The organism is Parafrigoribacterium mesophilum (assembly GCF_039652555.1).
GTDB lineage: Bacteria > Actinomycetota > Actinomycetes > Actinomycetales > Microbacteriaceae > Parafrigoribacterium > Parafrigoribacterium mesophilum.
Genome location: NZ_JBDJAF010000001.1, coordinates 91,026 through 117,268 on the forward strand (window position 1 = coordinate 91,026; position 26,243 = coordinate 117,268).

The window sequence follows — 26,243 nt, forward strand, 5'->3', positions numbered from 1 at the left end:
TCAATAAGGCGGGGTCGGCCGGCCCTGCATGGCCTCCCAGACTCTGGCCGGAGTGCACGGCATGTCCATGTGGGTGATGCCGTATGGCGCCAGGGCGTCGACGATGGCGTTGACGATTGCCGGCGGGGACCCGACCGTGGCCGACTCCCCGATCCCCTTCGCTCCGATGGGGTGGTGCGGCGAGGGAGTGACGGTGTAGCCGGTCTCCCAGTCCGGTACCTCCATCGCGGTGGGGATCAGGTAGTCCATGAACGAGCCGCCGAGGCAGTTGCCGTCCTCATCGAAGTCGATCATCTGCATGAGCGCCATCCCGACGCCGTCGGTGAGGCCGCCATGAACCTGGCCCTCGATGATCATCGGATTGATCCGTGTGCCGCAATCGTCCACGGCGATGAACCGACGCACCTTGACGTGCCCCGTTCCCGGATCGATGTCCACGACGCAGATGTAGGCGCCGAACGGGAAGGTCAGGTTCGGCGGGTCGTACGTTACTTCGGCATCGAGGTTCCCGTCGATGCCCTCCGGTAACGCCACGGTGCCGTGCGCGCCCATGGAGATCTCGGAGATGGTCTTGCCCATGCTCGGATCGCCTTTGACGAACCAGCGGCCCTTCTCCCATTCCAGATCCTCTGCGCGGGTCTCGAGCATGGCCGCCGCGATGAACTTCGCCTTCTCCCGCACCTTGCGGGCAACGAGCGCCACGGCCCCTCCGCTGACCGGTGTGGAACGGCTGCCGTAGGTGCCGAGCCCGAACGGCGTCTGGTCCGTGTCGCCGTGAACCACCTGGATGTCCTCCGGTGGAATGCCCAGTTCTTCCGCGACGATCTGCGCGAACGTCGTCTCGTGTCCCTGCCCCTGTGACTGTACGGAGATGCGCACGACGGCCTTGCCCGTCGGGTGGATGCGCAGCTCGGCGCCGTCGGCCATCCCGAGTCCCACGATGTCCATGTGTTTGCGGGGGCCGGCTCCGACCGTCTCGGTGAAGAACGAGATGCCGATACCCATGACCTCGCCGCGTGCGCGCTTCTCTTTCTGCTCGCGCCGCAGTTCGTCGTAGCCGGCGAGTTCCATCGACAGCCGCATCGCCCTTCCGTAGTCGCCGGAGTCGTACTCCCAGCCGGTCTTGTTGGCGTAGGGGAACTGTTCGGGTTTGATGAAGTTCTTCAGCCTGAGTTCGGCGGGATCCATCTCGAGTTTCCTGGCCAGGATGTCCACCATCCGTTCGACCAGATACACCGCCTCGGTGACCCGGAACGAGCAGGCGTACGCCACGCCGCCAGGAGCCTTGTTGGTGTACACGCCGGTCACGTCGCAGTAGGCCGCCTGCAGGTCATAGCTTCCGGTGAAAATGTGGAAGAAGCCTGCCGGGTACTTCGACGGCTGCGCCGTGGCATTGAAGGCGCCGTGGTCGGCGAGCACGCTGGACCTCACCGCGAGAATCCTGCCGTCCTTGGTGGCCGCGATCTCGCCGTGCATGATGTAGTCCCTGGCGAACGATGTCGACATGAGATTCTCGGAACGATCCTCAACCCATTTCACGGGTTTGCCGGTGACGATGGAGCCGACCACGGCAAGGATGTAGCCGGGGTAGATGCCGACCTTGTTGCCGAAGCCACCGCCGATGTCGGGCGAGATGATGTGGATCTTGTGCTCAGGGATGCCGGCGACCAGTGCGAAGAGAGTGCGGTGGGCGTGCGGTGCCTGTGACGTCTCGTACAGGGTCAACTGCCCGGTGACCGCGTTGAAGTCGGCCAGTGCGCCACAGGTCTCCATGGGTGCGGGATGCACCCGGGGATAAACCATGTCTTGGGCCACGACGACATCGGCCGCAGCGAACACCGCGTCGGTCTCGGCCTTGTCCCCCGCCTCCCAATCGAAAATGTGGTTGTCGGTCTTGCCTTCGATCTCATCGCGAATCACCGGCGCGTCAGCATCCAATGCCTTGCGGGCGTTGGTGAGCGGCGGCAACATGTCGTACTCGACGTCGATCAATTCGAGCGCGTCGCGAGCCGCGTACCGGTCCTCCGCCACGACGAACGCGACTTCCTGACCCTGGAACCTCACCTTGTCGGTGACCAGCACGGCCTGCACGTCGGCGGAGAGCGTCGGCGCCCAGGCGAGGTTCAGTGCTTCAAGATCCTTGCCGGTGATGACCGCCTTGACTCCGGGATGGGCCAGCGCGGCGCTTGTGTCAATGGAAACGAGCCGGGCGTGAGCCATCGGGGCTCGAAGGATGGCTCCGTGCAACATACCCGGCAACACGAAGTCATCGACGTAGTGACCCTGCCCGCGCACGAAGCGAGGGTCTTCCTTACGCTGGAGGCGGCCGTAGCCAATTGGGCGCTGTGCGTTGTCTGCCGCCGGATTGCTCGGCCGGTCTTGGATGATGGTCATGCCGGTACCTCTTCCTCGGCGATCGTTGCGATGCCCTCCGGATGCTTGGAAACCCATTGAACGGAACGCACGATGGTCGCATACCCGGTGCAGCGGCACATCTGCCCGGAGATGGCCTCGCGGATCTCGGCCTCACTCGGGTGCGGGTTCTTGTCGAGCAGCGCACGGGAGGTGAGCATCATGCCCGGGGTGCAGAAGCCGCACTGGAGTCCGTGTTCCTCCATGAAGCCCTGCTGCACCGGGTCGAGAACGCCACCGTTGGCGAGGCCCTCCACCGTGCGGATCTCGTGCCCGTCAGCCATCGCGGCGAGTACCGTGCACGACTTCACCGGCTGGCCGTCCATGAGCACGACACAGGTGCCGCAGTTGGAGGTGTCGCACCCCCAGTGAGTGCCGGTCAGGCCGAGATTCTCGCGGATGAAGTGCACGAGGAGCACCCGAGGTTCGATCTCGCGGGTGATCTGCTCGCCATTGACCGTCATGCTGATCTGCATCGTCCTCAGCCTTCCTGTGCTTCGGATGCGCGTGCAGTCGCACGTCGCAGGACTCTGCGGGTGAGTTCGTCCGCCAGATGCCTCTTGTAGTCGACCGGTCCGCGCTGGTCGGACACCGGCCGGCAGGCGAGCGCCGCAACCCGGCCGGCCTCGGCGAACAACTCCTCGGTCGGCGCCTTGCCGCGGAGCACTGCCTCAGCCTCTGCGACCGTCCCGTCGAGGTTGACCGCCGTGAGGCCGATGGCGACGTCGTCGACGGTGCCGTCCGACCCGAGCGTGACGGCCGCGCCGGCTGCCACCACAGCCCAGTCCCCCGCACGACGTTCGACCTTCTCGTACGCACTTCCGGAACGGTCCGGAATCGGGATCCGTACCTCATAGAGCAACTCGTTCTGCTCCACCGCCGTCTCGTACGGCCCCTTGTGAAACTCACTGATCGGCAGAACGCGGTCGCCGCCCGCACCTCTGATCACGATCTGCGCCCGCAGCACGTCGCAGACCGTCGTCAGGTCCTCGGCCGGGTCTCCCTGGCACAGCGACCCGCCGATGGTTCCGCGGTTGCGCACCACCGGGTCGGCAATCACTCGTTCGGCGTCGGTGACGATCGGGAACAGGCCGGCGATCTCGGCCGACTCCAGTAGTGACGTGTGCCTGGTCATCGCACCGATGCGCAGCACGTTCCCCTCGCGGAGAATGAAGTCAAGCTCGGACAGCTCGTTGATGTCGACGAGACATTCCGGCTGAGCCAGCCTGAGCTTCATCATCGGCAGGAGGCTGTGCCCGCCTGCGACGATGCGAGATTCCGGACCGTGGCGCTCAAGCAACGCGATCGCGTTGTTGACGTCAGTTGCGCGGGCGTAATCGAATGGAGCCGGGATTTGCACAATTGCCTCCTCGCTGAGGCGTTCGACAAGCCAATAACCCTGATTGTGCTCAAGTCTTGTCCTGCGGCGAAGCCAATGTCAATATCGCCGTGGGGAAAGGCGGTGCCGATGACGTTCGTTGCCGTACTCTTCCTGGGACTCGCCGTCGCCGCATCCGTCGGGAACCCCGATCGTGCTCCCGTGCTCACTCTGGGGGTCGCCGGGACGGCCGCCGCCATGATCGGCGTCATGGTCGTGCCTGGATTTTCGACGCTGGCCGGTGCCGCGTTGATGGTGCTACTGGCGCTCCTCGTCGTGGCGGCATCCATCATCGGCAGGTGCGTGACGCGCCGGCGCATCGAACAGTGGCGGAGAACGGCGACTGCGGTGACGGTCGTCGACCTCGTCTTCATGGCGGTAACCATGCTTCTCGTGCCGGAGAATGGCGGCCTGCAGCGGCTGGGCGTTGCGACACCCGTTGGCAGCACCGGCGGGGTCGGAGTTCACGCAGCGATGCCGGGCGGGCTCATGGTGTGGCTGACGCTGCTCGCCTGGGCAGGGTGCACCGCCGTCCTCACGTTGCCCAGACAGCACAGGGACAGGCGCAGTGGGGCCTTCCACATCATGTGCTCCGGAAGCATGATCGCCGCCATGGCGGCGATGGTCATCTAGTGGCGACCCACACCCACACACCGGCGATGACCACGATGGCGATGATCACCGGCGGCGCGTAGCGGCGTACCAGTACCGGCATCACCGTCGACAGCAGGTTGAGTTCTGCCGCCTCCGCCCCGGCGGACCCTGGTTGGCGCGTGGCTACCGGGTTCTGGACCGGGACCCGCGGTGCTGGGGCTTCCGTCACGGATGTCGCGGGCTGGGTCGGAGCCTCGGCCGGCGTGACATCATCGGCGACCGGCGCGGCGGTAGCCGGGCTCAGTTTCGCGGAAATGCAGTCCACGAATTGGCCGAGCAGTTTGTCGCTGACATCCTGGATGACACCACGCCCGAACTGAGCCGGCTTGCCCGTGACGGCGAGATCCGTCGTGACCTCCACCGCGGTTCCGGTGCCCTCTGGAGTCATCTGGGCGATCACCGTTGCGCCGGCGGTACCGTTGCCGCGTTTGTCTTTGCCTTTGGCCTCGACCACCATGCGGCCCGCTGCCTTGTCGCGTTCGATGAAGGTGCCTGTTCCGCTATACGTCATCGATATCGGTCCGAGTTTGACCTTGACCTCCCCGGCGAAGCTGTCACCCTCTGCGGAGACCAGGCTGGCACCCGGCACACACGGCACAAGACCGTCCAGATCGTTGAAGGCGGCCCAGGCGACGTCGAAAGCCGCCGGGACGACGAACTTGTGGTTCAGTTTCATGAGGCTCTCCTAGTTGTCCAGACCCTGGTGTACCCGACGGTCGGTCTCAGTGAGACGGCCGTGAGTGCCGCCCCAGCGCAGTGCGATGATCTCAGCCACCACGGACACCGCGGTCTCTTCGGGGGTTCTGCCGCCGAGGTCGAGTCCGATCGGACTGGTCAGCCTGGACAATTCCTCGTCGGCGAGCCCGGCTTCTTTGAGTCGGACGAGACGGTCTTCGTGGGTCTTCCTCGAGCCCATGGCACCGATGTAGGCCGGCCGATCGGGGCCGTCGAGCCGGAGGGCGAGGTCAAGCACGGGCACGTCGAACTTCGGGTCGTGCGTGAGCACGCAGATCGCCGTTCTGGAGTCGATTCTGCCTTCGTCGATCTGGGTCTTCAGGTAGTGGTGCGGCCACGAGACGACGACCTCGTCGGCATCCGGGAACCGCGCCTTGGTCGCGAAGACCGGCCGCGCGTCGCACACGGTCACGTGGAATCCTAAAAACGCGCCTTGGCGCGCGACGGCCGCGGCGAAATCGATGGCGCCGAAGACGATCATCCGCGGCTTCGGTTGAAACGACGACACGAAAACGCGCATGCCGGTGTCCATCCGCTGTCCCTCGGCGCCGTAGGTGACGACGGCCGTCGTACCGGCGGCGAGCAGTCCACGGGCGTCGTCGATCACCGCGGCGTCCGCGCGAGCCAGCCCGAGAGATCCGGTCGCAGAGTCGGGGCGGACGATGATCCGTCTGCCGAGCCAGGCAGCATCCGGATGTTCGATGACCGTAGCCAGGGCAACGGGCCTTCCCGCCGCGATGTCGGAGGCGACGGCATCGAGTTCCGGGAACCGCGTTCGGGACAGCGGCTCGACGAAGACATCGATGATGCCGCCGCAAGTCAAACCGACGGCGAACGCGTCGTCGTCACTGAAGCCGTACCGTTGCAACACCGGCACACCGGAGGCGGCCACCTCCTGGCACAGTTCGTACAGGGCGCCCTCGACGCAACCCCCTGATACCGACCCGGCGACGGTGCCGTCCTCGGTGACGAGCATTGAGGCCCCTGGCGGCCTGGGTGCCGAACGGATCGTGTGCACGACGGTGCCCATCCCGACGGTCTGCCCGGTCTGCCAGGACTCCAGCAGTTCGCCCAGTACCTCACGCATTGGCAGTCAACTCCACTAGTTCCGCACCGCGGAAAGCACGTGCGCGGCCACAATGCCGCCCTTCACCACAATGCCGCCTGTTATGGGAGCATACTCAGTCTCACTGCGTGCGCGTGCTCGTCAGCGGCTGAGTGATGCCCTTTCGGACGAGAGGCGCCGCCGCGGCGGGGTGTCTCGTCCGAAAAGGCATCGTTGGCCGGGCAGCTAGCGAGCCGCCGCTTCCCGGTACGCCGGGGCGATGCCGTTGTGTGCGTCGCCGACGTGGTAGACGCGCATGTCGTTGGTGGAGCCTGAGGTGCCCGGCGGGAACCCGGCGACAACCATCACCTTTTCTCCGGTCTCCACGAGGTGGTGGCCGAGGAACACATCGTCCACGAGCTTGAAGATCTTATCGGTGTTGGTGACCCGCTCGACCAGGTAGGTCTGCACTCCCCATACCAATGCCATCCGGCGCCGCACGGCGTCCTCCGGAGTCAGCGCGATGAGCGGGATGTTGGAGCGCAGCCGCGACATCCGCCGCACCGAATCGCCGGACTCGGTGAACACGACCAGATACCTCGCGTCGACGAACACCGCCACCTCCGCGGCGGCCAGGGTCACCGCGCCACCCTGAGTGCGCGGCTTCGTGCCCAGAGCCGGGATGCGTTCGAGACCGTGACTCTCGGTCGATTCGATGATCCGCGCCATCGTCTGCACCGTGACCACCGGGAACTCCCCGACGCTGGTTTCCCCGCTCAGCATCACGGCATCGGCACCGTCCAGTACCGCGTTGGCGACGTCAGAGGTCTCTGCACGGGTCGGACGCGGGCTGGAGATCATCGATTCGAGCATCTGGGTGGCGACGATCACCGGCTTCGCCATTCGGCGGGCGATCTCGACCGCGTGCTTCTGCACGATCGGCACCGCCTCCAGCGGCAGTTCGACGCCCAGGTCGCCCCGGGCCACCATGATCGCGTCGAACGCGTCGATGATGGCCTCAAGGTTGTCCACCGCCTGCGGCTTCTCGATCTTCGCGATCACCGGGACCTTCCTGCCCTCTTCCGCCATGATCTCGTGCACACGCACGATATCGTCGGCGTTGCGCACGAACGACAGGGCGATGAAGTCAGCACCGAGCTTCAACCCCCAGCGCAGGTCGGCCTCATCCTTCTCGGAAAGCGCCGGTACGTTCACGGCCACCCCGGGCAGGTTGATGCCCTTGTTGTTGGAGACCGCGCCGGGGACCTCGACCACCGTCGTGACGACGGTGCCGTCGGTCTCGGTGACCCGCAGCGTGACTTTGCCGTCGTCGATGAGCAGCGGGTCCCCCGGCTTCACGTCACCGGGCAGTCCCTTGTAGGTAGTCGAGGAGATCTCGCGGGTGCCGAGGATGTCTTCGGTGGTGATCTTGAACACGTCGCCGGTGGCGAGGTCGTACGGGCCGCCCTCGAACTTGCCCAGTCGGATCTTCGGACCCTGCAGGTCGACGAGCACCGCCACCGCGCGGCCCGATTCCTTGGCGGCGCGTCGTACGTTCGCGTACACCTCCTCGTGCACGGCATAGCTGCCGTGGCTGAGGTTCATCCTGGCAACATCCACGCCGGCGTCGATGATGGCTCGGATGTTTTCGTAGCTCGAGGTTGCCGGGCCGAGGGTGGCGACGATTTTGGCGCGTCTCATGTATTCCTTCACGTAGCTGGTATTCGGTGGTGCGATGCGGTCAGTACGCGATGGGGCGATCCTTGGGCCGCACGGGCGCTGGCAACAGCGTCTCCCCTTCAAGGTACCGGTCTACGGCGGCGGCCGTGGACCGTCCCTCGGCGATCGCCCAGACAATGAGCGATTGACCGCGACCCGCATCACCGGTCACGAACACGCCGGGGATGGCACTTTGGAAGTCGTCGTCCCGCGCGACAACGCCGCCATCGAGGGCGAGCCCGAGTTGCTCCTGGATCCCGGCGCTGTCGGTGCCGGTGAAACCGAGCGCCAGCAGCACGAGGTCGGCGGGGATCTCACGCTCCGTGCCCGGCTTGGGTAGGCGGGCGCCGTCCCGGTATTCGGTTTCGGCCACCTTCAGCGCCCGCACCTCACCATCCTCACCGGGTACGAACTCGACGGTGGACGCCAAGTAGGTGCGTTCGCCGCCTTCTTCGTGGGAGCTGGAGACCTCGAACAGCGTCGGATGCATCGGCCACGGCTGAAGCGAGGAACGCTCGGCCGGCGGCCGGCGGCCGATGGCCAGCGAGGTCACTTTCCTGGCGCGCTGCCGCAGTGCGGTTCCGACGCAGTCAGATCCGGTGTCACCGCCGCCAAGTACGATCACGTTCTTGTGCCGTGCGGTGATCTGGTCCTCGACAGCGTCGCCGGCACCGACCCGGTTCTGCTGCACCAAGTAGTCCATGGCGAAGTGCACGCCGGACAGGCTCCGTCCAGGGATCGGCAGGTCGCGGGGCGCCAAGGCGCCGGTCGCGATGACGACGGCGTCGTATCTGGCGCGCAAGTCGGCCCAGCTGATGTCGACGCCCACGTTGACCCCGGTGCGGAACCGGGTGCCCTCCGCACGCATCTGCTCGAGCCGAGGCTCGATGACCTTCTTCTCCAGCTTGAAGTCGGGGATGCCGTACCTGACCAGTCCGCCGATGCGATCGTCGCGCTCGAACACGACGACGGTGTGCCCGGCCCGAGTCAGCTGCTGGGCAGCGGCCAGCCCGCCGGGGCCCGAGCCCACGATGGCGACGGTCTTGCCGGTGAGCCGCTCTGGTGGCATCGGCGGCAGCCAGCCGTTTTCCCATGCCGTGTTCACTATCGATTCTTCGACGAGTTTGATGGTCACCGCTGGTTGATTGATGCCCAGCACGCACGCGGTCTCGCACGGTGCAGGACACAGCCGCCCGGTGAACTCCGGGAAGTTGTTCGTCATGTGCAGGCGTTCGCTGGCCTCGCGGTCCTCGCCGCGGCGTACCAGGTCGTTCCATTCCGGTATCAGGTTGCCCAGTGGGCAACCCTGGTGGCAGAACGGGATGCCGCAGTCCATGCAGCGGCTCGCTTGCCTGCGCAGCGTGGCCACGTCTCCAGCCTCGGACACCTCTTTCCAGTCCATCAGCCGCAAGTCCACCGGACGATGCGCCGGAAGCTCACGCTGGGTCGTCTTCAGGAATCCCCTCGGGTCAGCCACGGGTTGCCTCCATAATCCGTCCCCAGACGACATCGCCGTCGGGATCCAGGCCTTCTTCGATCGCCGTTGCCCTGGTCTGGAGTACCGCCGCGTAGTCTCTGGGCAGCACCTTGACGAAGCTGGCGATCGTGTCCTGAACGTCGGAGAGCATCCGGTCCGCCAGCGCGGACCCGGTCTCGGTGCGATGGCGGACCAGCAAGTCGGTGACGATTTCGGCGTCGGCGCTGCCCAGCGGAAGCAGGGACAACTCTCCCGAGGCCAACGCTTCCCGGTTGACCCGATCCTTGCGAAGCTTGTACACGTAGGCAGTGCCGCCGGACATCCCGGCTCCCAGGTTCCGCCCGGTCGCACCCAGGATCAGGGCGAGACCGCCGGTCATGTACTCGAGCGCGTGGTCGCCTACCCCCTCGACGACGGCGGTAGCGCCGGAATTGCGCACCAGGAACCGTTCGCCGACGATTCCGCGGATGAACATGCTGCCCTGGGTGGCTCCGTAGCCAATCACGTTGCCGGCGATAACGTTGCGTTCGGCCGCGAACACGCTGCGGCGGTCGGGCCGCACGGTGATTTCTCCGCCGGACAACCCCTTGCCGAGGTAGTCGTTGCCGTCTCCCTCGAGGTGCAGGCTGACACCAGACGGGAGGAACGCGCCGTACGACTGCCCGGCCGACCCGGTGGTGGTGATGTCGATGGTGCCGGTCGGCAGGCCATTCTCGCCGTAGCGGGCGGTGATCTCGTGGCCGAGCATCGTGCCGACGGCACGGTCCGTGTTACGGATCGGCAGGGCGATGTGCACCGGCGTACCGTCGGTCAGCGCCTGCTCGCTGGAGCCGATCAGGGCCACGTCGTAGTGGGTGGCCAACTCGTGCTGTTGGGAAATGCGGTGATGCCGTGGCGCATCGTCGGCAAAGTCGGGGCCCACCAGGATTGGGCTGAGGTCCAAACCGTCGGTCTTCCAGTGCGTGATGGCCCTGTTGACCTCGAGCACCTCATGCCGGCCTACCGCCTCGTCGATGGACCGGAAGCCCAGGGCGGCGAGATGTTCCCGCACCTCCTCGGCAAGGAACTCGAAGAAATTGACCACGAACTCGGGCTTGCCGGTGAAGCGGGACCGCAGCACCGGATTCTGCGTCGCTACGCCCACTGGGCAGGTGTCCAGGTGGCACTTGCGCATCATCACACAGCCGGACACGATCAGCGGGGCGGTGGCGAAGCCGAATTCCTCGGCGCCGAGCAGCGCGGCCACGACGACGTCGCGTCCGGTCTTCAGCTGCCCGTCGACCTGAACGACGACGCGTTCCCGCATCCCGTTGAGCATCAGGGTTTGCTGCGTCTCGGCGAGCCCGAGTTCCCATGGCGTGCCGGCGTGTTTCAGCGAGCTCAACGGGCTGGCGCCGGTGCCGCCGTCGTGTCCGGAAACGAGGACGACGTCGGCCAGCGCTTTGGCGACGCCGGTGGCCACCGCGCCGATCCCGGATTGACTGACCAGCTTGACGTGGATGCGGGCCGAGGGGTTGGCGCGCTTCAGGTCGAAGATGAGTTGTTTCAGATCTTCGATCGAATACACGTCGTGATGCGGTGGCGGACTGATCAGGCCGACGCCGGCGGTGGCGTGCCGGGTGCGCGCGATCCAGGGGTACACCTTCGCGGAGGGCAGTTGGCCGCCCTCGCCGGGCTTGGCGCCCTGGGCGATTTTGATCTGGATGTCGCTGGCGTGGGTCAGGTACATGCTCGTGACGCCGAAACGTGCCGACGCGACCTGTTTGATGGCGCTGCACCGCGTCGGGTCCAGCAGCCGCTCGACGTCCTCGCCGCCCTCGCCGGTGTTGCTCCTGGCCCCCATGCTGTTCATCGCGATGGCGAGGTTCTCATGCGCCTCCATGCTGATCGACCCATAGCTCATCGCCCCGGTTGAGAACCGCTTCACGATCGCGGCGACCGGCTCGACCTCCTCGATCGGAACGGGAGGCCGCAGTCCGGCCCGGAACCCGAACAGGCCACGCATCGTCATCAGCGCCTCGGACTGGTCGTCGATCAGCTTGGTGTACTGCCGGAAAATGTCATAACGGCGCGTTCTGGTGGAATGCTGCAGACGGAACACCGTATCGGGGTTGAATAGGTGCGGTGCGCCGTCGCGGCGCCACTGGTATTCCCCGCCCATGGTGAGTCGTTCGTGGGCTGTCACCGCAGGTTCGTCCGGGTAGGCGCTGCGGTGCCTGGCCAGGTTCTCTGCGGCGATCACCTCGATGCCCACTCCGCCGAGGCGGCTCGTGGTGCCGGTGAAGTAGGTGTCGACGAAGTCCTGGCTCAGTCCGACAGCCTCGAATGCCTGGGCTCCAGCGTAAGACGACACCACCGAGATGCCCATCTTCGACATCGTCTTCAGCACACCCTTGCCGAGCGCTTTGATCAAGTTCGTCACCGCCTGCTCCGGCGTGATGCCAGTGATCACGCCGCGGCGCACCAGATCCTCGGCGCTTTCCATCGCTAGATACGGGTTGATCGCCGAGGCTCCGTAGCCGACCAGCAATGCGACGTGGTGCACTTCGCGCACGTCGCCGGCCTCCACGATCAAGCCGACCTTGAGTCGGTTTTCGCGGCGGATCAGGTGGTGATGCACGGTGGCCAGTAACAGCAGCGAAGGGATCGGTGCAAGGTCTTTGTTGGAGTCGCGGTCGGACAACACGATGTACAGTGCTCCCGCCTCGATGGCGTCATCCACCTCGCCGCAGATCGCGGCGAGCCGGTTCTGCAACGCGAGCGGTCCCTCATCGAAGCGGTACAGGCCGCGGATCGTCGTGGTGGTGTGGTTGCCAGGCCGGTAGTCGATGTGGTGGATCTTGGACAACTCGTCGTTGTCGATCACGGGGAAGTCCAGGATCACCTGCTGCGCGTGTTCCGGGGTGGCGGTGAGCAGGTTGCGTTCCGGACCCAGCCCGACACCGAGCGAGGTGACGATGGACTCGCGGATGCTGTCCAGCGGCGGGTTCGTGACCTGTGCGAACTGCTGGGTGAAGTAGTCGAACAGCAGTCGCGGGCGGGTGGCGAGCACGGCAATCGGCGTGTCGGTGCCCATTGCCCCGATCGGCTCGGCACCGTTCTGCGCCATCGGCGCGAGGATCACTCCGAGTTCTTCCTCGGTGTATCCGAAGGTGCGCTGGCGCCGCACCACCGACGCGGGCGTGTGGACGATGTGTTCCCGGTCGGGAAGGTCTTTGAGGTTGATGCGGTTTTCTTCGAGCCATTGCCCCCACGGTGCTGCCGCCGCCAACGATGACTTGAGCTCGTCGTCCTCGATGAGCCGTCCCGCTTCAGTGTCGACGAGGAACATCTTCCCCGGCCGCAGCCTCCCGCGCCTGACCACTCGGCTTGGATCGATGTCGAGCACTCCGGTTTCGCTGGCGACCACCACGAGACCATCGTCGGTGACCAGGAATCGGCCGGGCCGCAGCCCATTGCGGTCCAGGGTCGCGCCGGCGAGGGTGCCGTCGGTGAACAGCAGCGCTGCGGGACCGTCCCACGGCTCCATCAGCATCGAGTGGTATTCGTAGAACGCCCGCCGTGCCGGGTCGGAGTCGGTCTGCTTCTCCCACGCCTCCGGGACCATCATCATCACCGCGTGCGGCAGTGACCGGCCGGAGAGGCTGAGCAGTTCGACCACCTCATCGAACGACGCCGAGTCGCTTCCGCCCGGGGTGATGATCGGCAGGATGGGCGAGATCTCGCCGATCAGTTCGGACTCCAACTGAGTCTGTCTGGCGCGCATCCAGTTGCGGTTGCCCTGCACGGTGTTGATCTCGCCGTTGTGCGAAATAAGGCGGAACGGTTGGGCCAGCGGCCAGGACGGGAACGTGTTCGTCGAGTAGCGGGAGTGGACGATGGCCACCCTGGAGGCGAACCGTTCGTCCGAGAGGTCCGGATAGAACGGCTCCAGCTGCGGCGCTGTGACCATGCCCTTGTACACCAGGGTGCGACACGACAGCGACGGGAAGTAGACGGTGAGTTCACGCTCGGCACGTTTGCGCAGTCGGAACGCGCGCCGGTCCAGTTCCAGGCGCTGTTGCGGCCCGGTCGGCGTCACCGCGGTTGCGGCGAGGAACAGCTGCTCGAACACCGGCATCACGCCAGCGGCCAGAACGCCGATCTGGGACGGGTCGATCGGCAGTTGACGCCAGCCGAGTACGGTCAGGCCTTCTTCGGCAGCGAGTGAGCCCACCGATGCCTTGATCTGCTCTCGCTCGTCGGCCTCGTTCGGAAGGAACGCGGTGCCGACGGCGTAAGTGCCAGCCTTCGGAAGGTCGAACGTTGTCACCGCGCGGAAGAAGGCATCCGGAACCTGGGTGACGATGCCCGCTCCGTCGCCGCTGCCCGCGTCGGAGCCGAATGCGCCGCGGTGCTCGAGGCTGCGCAGTGCGGTGAGCGCCGCGGTGATGATGTCGTGACCAGGGGTGCCGCGCAAGGTGGCGACCATAGCCAGGCCGCACGCGTCGTGCTCCTTGGCGGGATCGTACAGGCCGGTGGCCTCCGGGATGGCGCTGAACCGCGCCAGTGCTGATTGCGACTGCGCTGAATTGCCGCGTGCCGAAAGTGCCATGCAAGAACCGTCCTCACCATGATGTTGCTTGTGGGACATCAGCGGCCCGGAAGCTGCCTGCCGTCAGCAGAATGGCGGTAGAGCGGCGAACTTTCTGCCAGCGTCGCTTGTGGCGTGTCTTTCTGGCTACTTACCTATTCGCGGCAACGGTGGTTTTCGAGGGACCGGCGCCTTCACCGTCATCATCCGCGTCCGAATAGTAGTTCTCAGAGTGTACAACACGATCGGGGAGCCACTCATGACCCAGCAGGTAGGGACTTGGTTCGAGTCCGGGATGACGCCGGCCTTGGACCACGAGGACGATCAGGCCGAGCAGGATCGCGGCGAATGCTGCCCAGATGTTGGTGCGGATGCCGAAGAAGATCTCGCTCGGGTCGACGCGGATCGATTCCAGGTAGCTGCGACCCAGCCCGTACCAGATCAGGTAGAGGCCGAGCATCCTGCCCCACTGCAGTCGCCACGCCGTCGGTGCGAAGCGGGTGACGGTCTTCCCGTCCGCGCGCACCTCACGGATGCGGCGCCACTTGCGTTCGATGGCCAGCAGCACCACGATCCCCAGTAGATTCCAGAGGATCTCATAGAGGAACGTCGGGTGGAACAGGGTTCCGTCCGGCAGGCCGGCGGGAAACGCCGGGTTCGTCGATTCGATCTGAAGACCCCAAGGCAGGTTGGTGGGCAGTCCGAACAGTTCGTGGTTGAAATAGTTGCCGAATCTACCGAATGCCTGGGCGAGGAGCAGCGCCGGTGCGACGGCGTCGGCGAACGCGGTGAACCGTAGTCCAGACATCCGGCAGCCAATGAAGGCACCGACGCCGCCGAGGATCAAGGCGCCGAAGATCGCCATGCCACCTTCCCAGATGTACAGCGTCTTCAGCAGATTCGCGCCGGCGTAGAAGTAGTCGTCGGGGTGGGTGATCACGTGAAAGATGCGTCCGCCGATGATGCCGAGCGGCACAGCCCAGAGCATGACGTCGACGACCACCAACGCCTCCGCCCCGCGCTGTTTCAGGCGGTAGCCGGTGACGATTCCTGCAGCCACGATGCCGACGAGAATGCACAGCGCGTACGTGTGGATGTTGACGTTGAATCCGAACCAGGTGAGTCCGATGTCACGAAGCCACTGGCCGAGATTGAACACTTGCCACGCGTAGTCGGGGCTGGGGATGCTCAGGTTCAACGAGCCCAGATTCAACAAGTTCAGGGGCAACAACGGGAAGCACGCCTTTCATGGGGCAAGGATTGCAAAACTAGTTCAGCCTAGTCCCGCTCGCGAGCGCGTTCGCTGTGCGAGCGACCCCGGCCACTCCCCCGTCGGCGAGGGCTTTCACCAGGGCGGAACCGACGATGGCGCCGTCCGCGTACTCCAGAACTTCCCGCACCTGCTGGGCACTAGAGATGCCCAGACCGACGCAGGTGCTGGTCGCTCCGGCGGTGCGCAGCCGGGTGACCAGGGCGCGTGCCGCGGAGTCGACGTCGGCTCGGGCGCCGGTGATCCCCATGGTCGACACGGCGTAGACGAAGCCGCGGCTCGCGGACACCGCCTGGGCGAGTCTGGCGTCGGAGGAGGATGGCGCGGCCAGAAAAACCCGGTCCAGTCCGGTGCGTTGCGAGGCGGCGATCCACGCTGCCCCTTCATCCGGAATCAGGTCGGGGGTGATCAGGCCGGCTCCTCCGGCATCCGCGAGACGATCGGCGAACTCGTCGACACCGAATTGCAGCACGGGGTTCCAGTACGTCATAAGCAGAACCGGAACATCCACCCTGGCGCGGATCGCCGCGACGGCGTCGAAGGCGTGGCGCACCCGGAATCCGCCGGCCAGTGCCGCACCGGTAGCAGCCTGGATGACCGGTCCGTCCATCACCGGGTCCGAGTACGGCAGCCCGAGCTCGAGTATGTCCACGCCGGCCTCGACGACGGCGACGGCGGCGTCGATGCTCGCGGGAAGGTCGGGGAAGCCCACCGGCAGGTAGGCGACGAGCGCGCCGGCGGCATCCTTCTTGCGGGCGGCGATGGCGGCGGCGACCCGGCTCGTGCCGGCGGTCACGATTGCAACGCGTTCGCGTCGAGAATATCGAAGTAGCGCCCTGCGGTTTCCATGTCTTTGTCGCCGCGCCCGCTGAGGTTGACCAGGATGGTCGCTGAGGGCCCCAGCGTTGCGCCCAGCCCGAGCACGCCCGCCAACGCGTGCGCTGACTCGATCGCCGGGATAATGCCCTCCGTGCGGGACAGCAGCCGCAGTGCGTCCATGGCGGCCGCGTCGGTGATCGGCAGGTAGCTTGCCCTGCCGATATCGGCAAGCCAGGCGTGCTCCGGACCAACGCCAGGGTAGTCAAGACCGGCAGAAATGGAGTGCGATTCGACGGTCTGGCCGTCGTCGTCCTGAAGCAGATAACTGCGGGCGCCGTGCAGCACGCCGGGCCGGCCCATGCTGATGGTGGCGGCGTGTCGTGGCGTGTCCACGCCGTCGCCGGCCGCCTCGAAGCCATAGAGCGCGACCGAGGCGTCGTCGAGGAACGCGTCGAAGATCCCGATGGCATTGGAGCCGCCTCCGACGCACGCGGCGACGGCGTCGGGCAGCGCGCCGGTGGCCGCGAGCATCTGCTCCCGGGCTTCTTCGCCGATGATCTTCTGGAAGTCGCGCACCATCGCGGGGAACGGATGCGGTCCGGCCACGGTGCCAAAGATGTAATTGGTCGTCGCTACGTTGGTGACCCAGTCGCGCATGGCCTCGTTGATGGCGTCTTTGAGGGTCCGCGACCCGGCCGTCACCGGCACTACTTGGGCGCCGAGCAGTCGCATCCTGGCGACGTTGAGCGCCTGGCGCTCTGTATCGACCTCACCCATGTAGATGGTGCATTCCATGCCGAACAGGGCGGCGGCGGTGGCGGTGGCGACGCCGTGCTGTCCGGCGCCGGTCTCGGCAATTACCCGGGTCTTGCCGATCCGTCGGGTGAGCAGGGCCTGGCCGAGCACATTGTTGATTTTGTGGCTGCCAGTGTGGTTGAGGTCTTCCCGTTTGAGGAACACGCGGGCACCGCCGGCGTGTTGGGCGAATCTGGGCACTTCGGTGATCGGCGATGGCCGGCCGGTATAGGAGACGTGCAGGTTGGACAGTTCGGCTTGGAACGCCGGGTCCACCTTGGCCTCCTGGTAGGCGATGGTCAACTCGTCCAGCGCCGCGATGAGCGACTCAGGCACGAATCGGCCGCCGTACTGGCCGAAGTAGGGACCTGCGGCGCTGCGCAGTGAGGTGGGCTCGGTCATACTGCCAGGAACCCCGCAAGTGTCAGCACGGGATCTCCCGTGACGAGGGCCTCGCCGACGAGCACGACATCGGCTCCGGCGCGGCGGTAATGGGCGACGTCTTCCGCGGATTTCACCGCTGACTCCGCCACCCGGATGACCCCGGACGGGATGTGGTCGGCGAGGCTGGCGAACAGATCCTGATCCAGTTCGAAGGTGTTCAGGTTGCGCGCGTTGACCCCGATGATTCCCGCGCCGATCTGCAGCGCCCGGTCGATTTCGTCGGCGCTGTGGGTCTCCAGCAGAGCGTTCATGCCAAAGTCGGTGGTGAGGGTGTACAGCTCGGCGAGTGTGGTCTGGTCCAACGCCGCGACGATGAGGAGCACGAGGTCGGCGCCGGCAGCGCGAGCCTCCAACACCTGGTACGGCTCGGAGATGAAGTCTTTGCGTAGCAGCGGCAGTGACACCGAGTCACGCACCAGTTCCAGGTCGGCGAGGGATCCGCCGAAGTTGCGGGCGTCGGTGAGTACGCTGATCGCGCTGGCGCCGCCGTTCTGGTATGACACGGCCAGGGCTGCCGGATCGGCGATGTCAGCCAGCGGACCGCGGGAGGGGCTGGCCCGTTTGATCTCGGCGATGATCTTCACCCGATCGGCGGGGGCGAGCGCGTCAAGGGGGTCGAGGGCCGGTGTGCGGGCGACCGCGGCCGCTTCCACCTCGGCGTAACCGCGGTGTTCACGCCGCGTGGCAGCGTCGTGAGCGGCTCCGGCTACCAGGTCACGGAGCAACGGTCAGTGGACTTTCTGGGTCCATTTGCCGCCGCCGACCCCGTAGCCGAGCCGCTTGAGGATCCAGCCGGTGATCAAGCCGAGCAACGCCAGGATGGCTGACGCCCACACCAGCCAGACGATCGACCAACGGAAGGCGATGGTGCCGACGATCACCGCGACCAGCATGATGGCCACTGCGATCCATGCCGCGGGCGAGTTGCCGTGGCCGGGATCTTCGATGTCTGCACTGCTCATATCACTCCAGGGTCGCTCTGAATGGTCTGCTCAAAGTCTAGCGTGAGGTCGGATCTGTTCCCCCGGAAAGCGAGTCCCAGTCGGTGGCCGTGCCGCCGGAGGAGTCCTGCACCGGCGCACCCGACTGGAACCTGCGGGAGGAGTCCGGCCACCGGCGTCCGACCGCCAGAAGCACCACGCCGAGGACGGCGATCAGCACACCGAGTGTCGCCGCGATCCAGGGCCACGGTGTCTGCCCGACGGTGGCGACCAGAGCGGCCACGGAGGCCTCTCCACTCACGCCGGTTGCCTTGGTCACCAGTTTGGCCGACGCGGTGACCGGGTCGGCCAGCGCTACTGCCGCCGCCAGCACGATGCTGAGGCCGATCAGCACCTCGAGCACTCCGAGGACGCGGCGGAAGAATGTTCCAGCGAGGGTGAGTGCGCCGATCAGTGCGAGAGCGGCGAGAGTCAGCGCGGGCAGCCCGGGTGCGGCGGCGTCTCCGCCTGCTGTGATGGAGTGCGTGGCGGAGTTCTCGCCGGCCAGCCTGAGGGTGAACCAGGGCTGGGTCCAGGAGATGAGTGCCAGCACGCTGAGTGCGAGCCCGACGACGATGGACGCCGTCTTGATCCGGCGTGGAGACATCAGTTCACCCGCCGCAGGGAATTGGCGACCGCCACGGCCCGAAGCGGTGCTGCCGCCTTGTTCCGCGTCTCCTGCTGCTCGGAGTCGGGGTCGGAGTCCGCCACGACACCAGCACCGGCCTGCACCCTGGCGATTCCGCGGGAAATCGTCGTGGTGCGGATCGAGATCGCCAGGTCGAGGTCGCCGGAGAATCCGAAGTAGCCGACCACGCCGCCGTAGGCCCCGCGCTGCGCAGCCTCGAGCTCGTCGATGATCTCGAGCGCCCGCGGTTTCGGCGCGCCCGAGAGGGTTCCGGCCGGGAAGGTGGCCCTGAAGATGTCGAGGGAGCCCGAGTCTTCCTTCAGGTCGCCTTCGACAGACGACACGAGGTGCATGATGTGGCTGAAGCGTTCCACGCGCATGAATTCGGTGACCTCCACGGATCCCGGCCGGCACACCTTCAGGAGGTCGTTGCGGGCCAGGTCGACGAGCATGAGGTGTTCCGCGCGTTCCTTCTCGTCGTGCAGCAGACTGTCCGACAATGCGATATCCGCCTCCGGGGAGGCGCCGCGCGGCTTTGAGCCCGCAATCGGATGCATGTAGACCCGGCGGTTCTCCACCTTTACCAGCGCTTCTGGCGAGGATCCGATGATCCAGTACGGTTCCCCGTTGGGATCCTGGAGGGACAGCAGATACATGTACGGGCTCGGGTTCACGGTGCGCAGCACCCGGTATACGTCGATCGGGGCGGCGGTGACCTCGTGGTCGAATCGTTGCGAGATGACCACCTGGAACACGTCGCCTGCGGTGATGTGCTCCTTCGCACGTGCCACGGAGGTGCGGAAGGCATCCGGAGTGATCCGGGGTGTCGCGGTCACCGGCGTGTCAAGGTCGACGTGCGCCAGAAAGGCCTCCGCCGGCCGGGCAAGGCCGGCCTGCAGCTCATCGAGGCGGCCCTGTGCGTCCGTCCACTGCTCGTCTTCTGTCTGTGCGCCGTCGTTCAGCGCCGTCGCGATGAGGAGCACGGAGCCGGTGCGGTGGTCGACGACAACCAGTTCGCGCACGAAACTGAGTGCCTGCCCTGGGATTGAGAAGTCGGCCGGGGGTTGGTCCGGGAGGTTTTCGATTTGCCGGATCGCCTCCCAGCCGATGAACCCGACCAGACCGCCGGTGAGCGGCGGATGGCCAGGGATGCGCGGGGTGGCCCAGCGGGAGTACAGCTGTTCGGTGGCTCGCAGCGGGGCGGTGGGAGCATCCGGGCCGAGGGCGCGCTCGGCCGACAGGCCGTAGTCCTGCCAGGTGGCATCGTCGCCGGTTTGAGTGAGCACTCCGAACGATGAGACTCCGATGAACGAGTACCGGGACCAGATTCCGCCCTGTTCGGCGGACTCCAGCAGGAATGTGCCCGGCCGCCCGGCGGCGAGTTTGCGGTAGATGCCCACCGGTGTTTCACCGTCGGCGAAGAGTTCCCGGATCACCGGGACGACCTTGTGGCCATCCTGGAGCCCGGCGAACTGCTGCCGCGTCGTGGTCCCGTTGCTCATGCGTCGCTCTCGCGCGTGCCGGTCACCACGTCGGTGATCGGTCCGACGTCGAAGCAGGAGCGTGCGCCGGTGTGGCAGGCCACCCCGACCTGATCGACCGACACAAGCAGCGCGTCGCTGTCGCAGTCCAGTGCCGCCGAGCGCACGTACTGGGCGTTGCCTGAGGTGTCACCCTTGCGCCAGTACTCCTGGCGAGACCGGGACCAGAAAGTCACGCGACCGGAAGTGAGAGTGCGCCGCAACGCCTCGGCATCCATCCAGCCGAGCATCAGCACCTCGCCGGTGTCCCATTGCTGGATGATCGCGGGGATCAGCCCCTTGGCATCGAATCTCGCCTCGCTCAGCGCGGTTATGCCGTCCATGGTCTCCTACCTGGTCGTGAAGCCCGCCTCGGACAGCACGTGCTTCACCTCGCCTACCGTCAATTGTCCACTGTGGAACACGGATGCCGCGAGCACCGCGTCGGCTCCGGCAGCCACTGCCGGGGCGAAGTGGTCCAGCGAACCGGCGCCGCCGGAGGCGATCACCGGGACGGTGCTGTGTTGCCGCATGGCGGTCACCAGTTCCAGGTCGAACCCGTTCTTGGTTCCATCGGCGTCGATGGAGTTGACCAGCAGTTCGCCGACGCCGCGGTCGATGGCCTCGCTCGCCCAGGCGAGCGCGTCCAGGTCGGTGTCCACCCGCCCGCCGTGGGTGGTGACGATGAAGCCGGACTCGCTGGCGCCTGCCTTCCGTTTGACATCGAGCGACAGCACGAGCACCTGCGCCCCGAACCGGGCGGCGATCTCGCCGATCAGGGCAGGTCTGGCGATGGCCGCACTGTTCACGCCGACCTTGTCCGCCCCGCAGGCCAGAAGTTTCGCCACGTCGTCGGCGGATCGGACGCCTCCGCCAACGGTGAGCGGGATGAAAATCTGCTCGGCGGCGGCGGTGACCATCTCGTAGGTGGTGGCGCGTTCATCGACGGTGGCCGTCACGTCGAGGAAAGTGATTTCGTCCGCGCCCTGTTCGTAGTAGCGGCGGGCAAGTGCGACAGGATCTCCCGCGTCCCTCAGGTTCAGGAAGTTGACGCCCTTGACGACACGGCCTGCGGCCACGTCCAGGCACGGGATGACCCTGACTGCGACGTCCACGGTCAAATCCGGGCGGCGTGGATGGGGCTGACCAGGATGGCGCGGGCGCCCAGTTCGTACAGCGCGTCCATGATGGTGTTCGCTTCCGCGCGCGGGATCATCACCCGCACGGCCACCCAGCCGGTGTCGTGCAGCGGGGAAACCGTCGGCGATTCCAGCCCCGGGGTGATCGTGGAGGCGGTCTCCAAGAGGGTCACCGGCAGGTCGTAGTCCATCAGCACGTACTGCCGGGCGACCAGCACGCCGTGCAGCCGGCGGTGGAAGGTGGGCAACCCCTCGATGTCGTCTGTTGAGCTGATCAGCACCGCGGTCGACTCGAGGATGACGGGGCCGAAGATCTCCAGGTTCTGCTGGCGCAGCGTGGTGCCCGTGGAGACCACGTCGGCGACGGCATCCGCGACGCCCAGGCGCACCGCGGATTCCACGGCGCCGTCCAGGGTCACCAGTTTGACCGTGATCCCAATCGCGTCCAGGTAGTTCTTCACCAATCCCGGGTAGCTTGTGGCCACCCGGACCCCTTCGAGCTCCTCGACAGCGGTGAACTTGCCGGCGGGGCCGGCGAAGCGAAACGTGGATGCCCCGAAGTCGAGGGTGGCGACCTCGGTGGCGTTCGAGCCGGAGTCCAGCAGCATGTCGCGGCCGGTGATGCCGACGTCCAGTGCCCCAGAGCCGACGTAGGTGGCGATGTCCCGCGGGCGGAGGTAGAAGAACTCGGCGTGGTTCGGCTCGTCGAACACCACGAGTTGTTTCGGATCGCGCCGAATGACGTATCCTGCCTCGGACAGCATCTGGACGGCTGTTTCGGACAACACGCCCTTGTTGGGCACGGCGACTCGCAGCATTCTTGAGTTCTCTTTACTCGCCGGCAAGGGCGGACGGGGCGATCACAGGTAGCGGTAGATGTCCGCGGGGGTGAGACCCTTGGCGATCATCAGCACCTGAACGTGGTACAGCAGTTGCGAGATTTCTTCAGCGGTCTCATCGAGGGACTGGAATTCAGCAGCCATCCACACCTCGGCGGCCTCCTCGACGATCTTCTTGCCAATGGAGTGCACGCCGCCGTCCAGTCTGGCGACCGTTCCGGAGCCCTCCGGCCGTGTCGCGGCTTTCTCGGTCAGCTCATCGAAGAGTCCGTCGAACGTTTTCACACCCTCAACGTTACCGGTAGCCCGGGTGTGGTTTCGCTTGAGACGACCGCGCTAGCTGACGCCCAGCAGGTCGATGACGAAGATCAGGGTGCGTCCGGACAGGTGATGGCCGGATCCGGCGACGCCGTAAGCCAGGTGTGGCGGCACGACGAGCTGTCGGCGACCACCGACACGCATGCCGGGGATGCCTTGCTGCCATCCCGCAATCAGGCTCCGCAGCGGGAAGTTGATCGAGGATCCCCTGCCCCACGACGAGTCGAACTCTTCGCCAGACTCGAGGTCGACCCCGACGTAGTGCACGTCGACGGTTGCTCCGGCCGTGGCTTCCGCACCGTCGCCGACCTCGATGTCTGTGGTGACCAGGTCCCGCGGTGCTTCGCCGTCGTAGAACTCGATCTGTGGTTTGGTCTTGCCTGTTTCGCTCATCCGTCCATCCAACCAGACGTTGCCAGGTTACGGATGCGTGTGGCGGGTTGCGACGGCCCGAAGCGTTCGGATCATGGCGGCCGGGTCGTCGGCCTTGAAGACGCTGGAGCCGGCCACGAACGTGTCCGCGCCGGCGTCGGCGGCGATGATGATGGTGTGCTCGTCGATGCCGCCGTCGACCTGAAGCCAGACATCAAGTCCAGTGCTGGCGACTCTCTCACTCAGTAGACGCAGTTTGGGCATGGTGGAATCCATGAACTTCTGACCGCCGAAGCCCGGTTCGACCGTCATCACCAGTACCTGGTCGAACTCCGTCAGCAGCTCGAGGTACGGCTCAATGGGTGTGTCCGGCTTGACCGCGAGCCCGGCCCGCGCGCCAATCTCCCGTAGTCGCCGTGCGAGCGTCACGCTGTCGGCCGCCGCCTCGGCGTGGAAGGTGACCGAGAACGCACCGGCCTCAGCGTAGCCGGGTGCCCATCGGTCTGGGTCGTCAATCATCAGATGCACGTCCAGCGGCAGCGCCGATACCTGCTGCAGCCGCTCGACCATGCCCTGGCCGAAGGTGAGGTTCGGCACGAAGTGGTTGTCCATCACGTCCACGTGCACCAAATCTGCGGTGTGGATGCGCTCCAGCTCTCTCTGCAGGTTGGCGAAGTCCGCCGCGAGGATGCTGGGGTTGATGCGGACCGGCATGCCGTCAGCCTACCGGGCGTGCTCGGTCCAACTGCTGACTTGCGTCTTGTGCACTTTCCCAAGCCCCGGGAGCAACGACTACCCGCAAGTGAGCACCCTAGGCTCGCTGCAGCAACTGGATGAACATGGCATCCGTGCCGTGCCGGTGCGGCCACAATTGCACATGCGAGGCCTGCGGCAGATCGAGTCTCTGGCGGGTGGCTTGCGCCAGCACCGCCTGGGTGTCTATGGTGTGCACATCTCCGGGCCCCGCGTTGGTGCCGCCCAGCACGCTCTGCACCACGGCCCTCGTCTCACCCGGATGCGGCGAGCAGGTGACGTAGGCGACGATGCCACCGGGTTTCAGCGCAGTCAGTGCCGATTCCAGCAGCCTGATCTGCACCTCGGCGAGGTCGGCGACATCGTGGGGTTGCTTGCGCCAGCGCGCCTCGGGGCGCCGGCGTAGCGCGCCCAGGCCGGTGCACGGGGCATCCAGCAGAATGCGGTCGAATTGACCGGCGTGGGAATCGCCGATTCCGGTGCCATCCAGTTCCCACACGTCGGGCGGCGACTCGTAAACGGCGAGGGCATTGCGCACCAGTTGTGCACGGGCCGGCACGAATTCGTTGGCGACCAGGGTGGCTCCGCCGGCCGCCGCCTCCGCCGCGAGCAGCGTGGCCTTGCCGCCAGGACCGGCGCACAAGTCGAGCCAGCGTTCACCCAGCCGGATCGGTCTGGCGCGGCTGAGGGCGAGAGCGGCCAGCTGCGATCCCTCGTCCTGAACCCGGGCGCGTCCTTCGCGCACGACGGACCAGTGCGCGGGGTCGCCGCCGTCGCTGGCCGCGGCGAACGGCGAGAACCGGCCTGGCCGGGTGCCTGGCAGGTCGGCCACGGTCGACAGGCCCGGCAACGCGGTGAGGCTGACGTGGGGTGCTGCGTTGTCCGCCTGCAACAGCGCGGTGAGCTCGTCGCCCCGACCCTCGGCGGCCAGTGCCCGCCGGAACGCTCGGATGATCCAGACCGGATGGGAGTGTTCCGCGGCCAGTCGTTCGTCGTCGTTGCGTGCCCCGGCCAGCACGAGCGACTGCCAGGTTTGCGGACTGCTTCTGGTGATGGTGCGCAGCACCCCGTTGACGAATCCGGTGGCCGATCGGGAGCCGACTTCGCGGGCGAGGGACACCGCCTCGTCTACGGCGGCGTGCTGGGCGACCCGCATCGACAACAGTTGGTGCACGCCAAGGCGCAGCACATCCAGGATCGGGGCGTCGATTTGCGCAGCGGGCCGACGGGCGGCCAACTCGATCACCCGGTCGTAGTAGCCGAGCATGCGCAGGGTGCCGTAGGTCAGTTCCGTGGCGAGCGCGGCATCCGGTCCGGCCAGTTTGGCCCGCCCCAGCCGTACCGGCAGCAGCAGGTTCGCGTAGGCGTCTGACTCGCGGACGGCGCTGATGACCTCGTACGCCACGCGTCTGGCCGGCTGGATCCGGATTCTGGTATCGCTCACTTCGTCCCGTCTGCAGTGTGGGCTGGTCGTCGTCCGCGCCACCAGTCGGCCGCGGGCATCGGATTCTTCCCCGCCGGTTGCACAGCGAGCAGTTCCAGCGCGTCGCTGCCCGTGCCGACGAGTACCCGCCCGTCCGAGTAGCCGAATTGCCCGGGCGGCAGCTGGATACCGGGGGCAGCGGTGGCGGCGAGCACCTTGACGCGCGCGCCATCGACCAGGGTGAACGCACCGGGCTCCGGGGTGACACCGCGGATCAGGTTCGACACGATAGCGCCGTGCGCGTTCCAGTCGATCCGGCCGTCGTCGATCAGGAGTTTAGGTGCCGTCGTGACGTCGCCGTTCTGTTCCTGCGCCCTCGCGGTGCCGTCGGCCAGGGCATCCACCACCCGCAGCAGCAGCTGGGCGCCACCCTCGGAAAGGCTTTTCAGGAGCTGCCCGGCGGTCTGGTTTGCGGCAATGGTCTGGGTGAACTGTCCGAACACCGCACCGGCGTCCAGTTCCGCCACAAGTTGGAAGACGGTGGCTCCGGTGATCTCGTCTCCGGCGATGATGGCTCGTTGCACCGGAGCGGCGCCGCGCCATCGCGGCAGTAGCGAGAAGTGCAGGTTGATCCAGCCGAGCCGAGGCACCGACAGCAACGGCTCCCGGATCAGCCCGCCGTAGGCGACGATCACGCCCAGGTCGGGGTGCAGTTCGCGGATGCTGTCGGTGAGTGCGCCCACCCGGTTCGACTTGAGTACGGGGAGGGACCGCGCTGTGGCGGCGACGGCCACGGCGGTCGGGGTGAGGACGTGTTTCCTGCCCTGCGGCGAGTCCTCGCGGGTGACGACGCCGACCACCTCGTGGCTGCTGTCGGCCAGCAGGTGCAGGCTCGGCGTGGCGGCATCGGGGCTTCCGGCGAACACAATGCGCAGTGAAGAACCAGGCAG

General features: G+C 66.3%; 24 protein-coding genes. 1 reads left to right on the forward strand and 23 read right to left on the reverse strand.

All coding sequences use genetic code 11. From position 1 onward, the window contains the following. Genes ABFX56_RS00455 through ABFX56_RS00465 form a run of 3 tightly spaced genes read right to left on the reverse strand, consistent with a single transcriptional unit; the run spans position 1 to position 3,772 of the window. Positions 1 to 2,394, reverse strand: a complete 2,394-nt coding sequence (locus ABFX56_RS00455; protein WP_346231317.1) for an aerobic carbon-monoxide dehydrogenase large subunit — start codon at positions 2,392 to 2,394, stop codon at positions 1 to 3. Beyond that, on the reverse strand, positions 2,391 to 2,888 hold the full coding sequence (locus ABFX56_RS00460; protein ID WP_346231318.1) for a (2Fe-2S)-binding protein: 498 nt from the start codon (positions 2,886 to 2,888) through the stop codon (positions 2,391 to 2,393). The genes ABFX56_RS00455 and ABFX56_RS00460 overlap by 4 nt, the downstream gene beginning before the upstream one ends. 5 nt (positions 2,889 to 2,893) lie before the next feature. Further along, positions 2,894 to 3,772 (reverse strand): FAD binding domain-containing protein, encoded by an 879-nt coding sequence (locus ABFX56_RS00465; RefSeq protein WP_346231319.1) that lies wholly within the window; start codon positions 3,770 to 3,772, stop codon positions 2,894 to 2,896. A 108-nt stretch (positions 3,773 to 3,880) separates the two neighbouring features. On the opposite strand from ABFX56_RS00465, the gene ABFX56_RS00470 reads away from it, so the two are divergent. Further along, a complete protein-coding gene (locus ABFX56_RS00470; RefSeq protein ID WP_346231320.1) occupies positions 3,881 to 4,423 on the forward strand; it encodes a hypothetical protein in 543 nt (180 codons plus the stop codon). Here the strand turns inward: ABFX56_RS00470 and ABFX56_RS00475 are convergent. The 20 genes from ABFX56_RS00475 to fmt form a co-directional block, all read right to left on the reverse strand. Next, positions 4,416 to 5,120: an SRPBCC family protein gene (locus ABFX56_RS00475; protein ID WP_346231321.1), complete on the reverse strand. Its 705-nt coding sequence runs from the start codon at positions 5,118 to 5,120 to the stop codon at positions 4,416 to 4,418. The two genes, ABFX56_RS00470 and ABFX56_RS00475, sit on opposite strands and share 8 nt — an antisense overlap. Before the next feature lie 9 nt (positions 5,121 to 5,129). Next, complete coding sequence (locus ABFX56_RS00480) at positions 5,130 to 6,266, reverse strand: XdhC family protein (protein ID WP_346231322.1); 1,137 nt, start codon at positions 6,264 to 6,266, stop codon at positions 5,130 to 5,132. Positions 6,267 to 6,470: 204 nt separating this feature from the next. After that, positions 6,471 to 7,925 (reverse strand): pyruvate kinase, encoded by a 1,455-nt coding sequence (pyk, locus tag ABFX56_RS00485; protein WP_346231323.1) that lies wholly within the window; start codon positions 7,923 to 7,925, stop codon positions 6,471 to 6,473. Between the two features lie 40 nt (positions 7,926 to 7,965). Further along, positions 7,966 to 9,420 (reverse strand): glutamate synthase subunit beta, encoded by a 1,455-nt coding sequence (locus ABFX56_RS00490; RefSeq protein ID WP_346231324.1) that lies wholly within the window; start codon positions 9,418 to 9,420, stop codon positions 7,966 to 7,968. After that, positions 9,413 to 14,014, reverse strand: a complete 4,602-nt coding sequence (gene gltB, locus ABFX56_RS00495) for a glutamate synthase large subunit (RefSeq protein ID WP_346231325.1) — start codon at positions 14,012 to 14,014, stop codon at positions 9,413 to 9,415. The genes ABFX56_RS00490 and gltB overlap by 8 nt, the downstream gene beginning before the upstream one ends. A gap of 130 nt (positions 14,015 to 14,144) precedes the next feature. Further along, complete coding sequence (gene lgt / locus ABFX56_RS00500) at positions 14,145 to 15,224, reverse strand: prolipoprotein diacylglyceryl transferase (protein ID WP_346231326.1); 1,080 nt, start codon at positions 15,222 to 15,224, stop codon at positions 14,145 to 14,147. Positions 15,225 to 15,261: 37 nt separating this feature from the next. Further along, the gene (gene trpA / locus ABFX56_RS00505) at positions 15,262 to 16,059 is read right to left on the reverse strand and encodes a tryptophan synthase subunit alpha (protein ID WP_346231327.1); all 798 of its coding nucleotides are present in this window, start codon (positions 16,057 to 16,059) and stop codon (positions 15,262 to 15,264) included. Continuing rightward, complete coding sequence (gene trpB / locus ABFX56_RS00510) at positions 16,056 to 17,279, reverse strand: tryptophan synthase subunit beta (RefSeq protein WP_346231328.1); 1,224 nt, start codon at positions 17,277 to 17,279, stop codon at positions 16,056 to 16,058. Before trpB ends, trpA begins: the two co-directional genes overlap by 4 nt. Further along, positions 17,276 to 18,046, reverse strand: a complete 771-nt coding sequence (gene trpC / locus ABFX56_RS00515; RefSeq protein WP_346231329.1) for an indole-3-glycerol phosphate synthase TrpC — start codon at positions 18,044 to 18,046, stop codon at positions 17,276 to 17,278. Before trpC ends, trpB begins: the two co-directional genes overlap by 4 nt. Before the next feature lie 3 nt (positions 18,047 to 18,049). After that, positions 18,050 to 18,283, reverse strand: coding sequence for a DUF6704 family protein (locus ABFX56_RS00520; protein ID WP_346231330.1), 234 nt, complete (start codon positions 18,281 to 18,283; stop codon positions 18,050 to 18,052). 37 nt (positions 18,284 to 18,320) lie between these two features. After that, complete coding sequence (locus tag ABFX56_RS00525; RefSeq protein ID WP_346231331.1) at positions 18,321 to 18,908, reverse strand: Trp biosynthesis-associated membrane protein; 588 nt, start codon at positions 18,906 to 18,908, stop codon at positions 18,321 to 18,323. Beyond that, a complete protein-coding gene (locus ABFX56_RS00530) occupies positions 18,908 to 20,431 on the reverse strand; it encodes an anthranilate synthase component I (protein ID WP_346231332.1) in 1,524 nt (507 codons plus the stop codon). Before ABFX56_RS00530 ends, ABFX56_RS00525 begins: the two co-directional genes overlap by 1 nt. Further along, positions 20,428 to 20,793 carry a phosphoribosyl-AMP cyclohydrolase gene (hisI, locus tag ABFX56_RS00535; RefSeq protein WP_346231333.1) on the reverse strand — a complete coding sequence of 122 codons (366 nt, stop codon included), beginning with the start codon at positions 20,791 to 20,793 and terminating at the stop codon, positions 20,428 to 20,430. Before hisI ends, ABFX56_RS00530 begins: the two co-directional genes overlap by 4 nt. Positions 20,794 to 20,799: 6 nt before the next feature. Continuing rightward, positions 20,800 to 21,564: an imidazole glycerol phosphate synthase subunit HisF gene (hisF, locus tag ABFX56_RS00540; protein ID WP_346231334.1), complete on the reverse strand. Its 765-nt coding sequence runs from the start codon at positions 21,562 to 21,564 to the stop codon at positions 20,800 to 20,802. 2 nt (positions 21,565 to 21,566) lie between these two features. Further along, the gene (gene hisG, locus ABFX56_RS00545; protein WP_346231335.1) at positions 21,567 to 22,406 is read right to left on the reverse strand and encodes an ATP phosphoribosyltransferase; all 840 of its coding nucleotides are present in this window, start codon (positions 22,404 to 22,406) and stop codon (positions 21,567 to 21,569) included. Positions 22,407 to 22,448: 42 nt separating this feature from the next. After that, a complete protein-coding gene (locus tag ABFX56_RS00550) occupies positions 22,449 to 22,712 on the reverse strand; it encodes a phosphoribosyl-ATP diphosphatase (RefSeq protein WP_346231336.1) in 264 nt (87 codons plus the stop codon). Between the two features lie 51 nt (positions 22,713 to 22,763). Further along, entirely contained in the window at positions 22,764 to 23,138 is a 375-nt protein-coding gene (locus ABFX56_RS00555; protein ID WP_346231337.1) for an FKBP-type peptidyl-prolyl cis-trans isomerase, read from the reverse strand. A gap of 27 nt (positions 23,139 to 23,165) precedes the next feature. After that, positions 23,166 to 23,831 (reverse strand): ribulose-phosphate 3-epimerase, encoded by a 666-nt coding sequence (gene rpe, locus ABFX56_RS00560; protein ID WP_346231338.1) that lies wholly within the window; start codon positions 23,829 to 23,831, stop codon positions 23,166 to 23,168. A gap of 97 nt (positions 23,832 to 23,928) precedes the next feature. Continuing rightward, positions 23,929 to 25,314 carry an RsmB/NOP family class I SAM-dependent RNA methyltransferase gene (locus tag ABFX56_RS00565; protein WP_346231339.1) on the reverse strand — a complete coding sequence of 462 codons (1,386 nt, stop codon included), beginning with the start codon at positions 25,312 to 25,314 and terminating at the stop codon, positions 23,929 to 23,931. Continuing rightward, entirely contained in the window at positions 25,311 to 26,228 is a 918-nt protein-coding gene (gene fmt, locus ABFX56_RS00570) for a methionyl-tRNA formyltransferase (protein WP_346233107.1), read from the reverse strand. Before fmt ends, ABFX56_RS00565 begins: the two co-directional genes overlap by 4 nt. Positions 26,229 to 26,243: the final 15 nt, after the last annotated feature.

What these genes read in the sequence shown, in the direction of transcription:
- pyk (WP_346231323.1), bottom strand. Translation starts at nt 7,925, where the DNA reads ATGAGACGCGCCAAAATCGTCGCCACCCTCGGCCCGGCAACCTCGAGC.
- ABFX56_RS00555 (WP_346231337.1), bottom strand. Translation starts at nt 23,138, where the DNA reads ATGAGCGAAACAGGCAAGACCAAACCACAGATCGAGTTCTACGACGGC.
- ABFX56_RS00470 (WP_346231320.1), top strand. Translation starts at nt 3,881, where the DNA reads ATGACGTTCGTTGCCGTACTCTTCCTGGGACTCGCCGTCGCCGCATCC.
- ABFX56_RS00475 (WP_346231321.1), bottom strand. Translation starts at nt 5,120, where the DNA reads ATGAAACTGAACCACAAGTTCGTCGTCCCGGCGGCTTTCGACGTCGCC.
- gltB (WP_346231325.1), bottom strand. Translation starts at nt 14,014, where the DNA reads ATGGCACTTTCGGCACGCGGCAATTCAGCGCAGTCGCAATCAGCACTG.
- ABFX56_RS00520 (WP_346231330.1), bottom strand. Translation starts at nt 18,283, where the DNA reads ATGAGCAGTGCAGACATCGAAGATCCCGGCCACGGCAACTCGCCCGCG.
- hisI (WP_346231333.1), bottom strand. Translation starts at nt 20,793, where the DNA reads ATGGACGGCATAACCGCGCTGAGCGAGGCGAGATTCGATGCCAAGGGG.
- ABFX56_RS00455 (WP_346231317.1), bottom strand. Translation starts at nt 2,394, where the DNA reads ATGACCATCATCCAAGACCGGCCGAGCAATCCGGCGGCAGACAACGCA.
- ABFX56_RS00460 (WP_346231318.1), bottom strand. Translation starts at nt 2,888, where the DNA reads ATGCAGATCAGCATGACGGTCAATGGCGAGCAGATCACCCGCGAGATC.
- ABFX56_RS00480 (WP_346231322.1), bottom strand. Translation starts at nt 6,266, where the DNA reads ATGCGTGAGGTACTGGGCGAACTGCTGGAGTCCTGGCAGACCGGGCAG.
- ABFX56_RS00525 (WP_346231331.1), bottom strand. Translation starts at nt 18,908, where the DNA reads ATGTCTCCACGCCGGATCAAGACGGCGTCCATCGTCGTCGGGCTCGCA.
- rpe (WP_346231338.1), bottom strand. Translation starts at nt 23,831, where the DNA reads ATGCCGGTCCGCATCAACCCCAGCATCCTCGCGGCGGACTTCGCCAAC.
- hisG (WP_346231335.1), bottom strand. Translation starts at nt 22,406, where the DNA reads ATGCTGCGAGTCGCCGTGCCCAACAAGGGCGTGTTGTCCGAAACAGCC.
- trpB (WP_346231328.1), bottom strand. Translation starts at nt 17,279, where the DNA reads ATGACCGAGCCCACCTCACTGCGCAGCGCCGCAGGTCCCTACTTCGGC.
- ABFX56_RS00530 (WP_346231332.1), bottom strand. Translation starts at nt 20,431, where the DNA reads ATGAGCAACGGGACCACGACGCGGCAGCAGTTCGCCGGGCTCCAGGAT.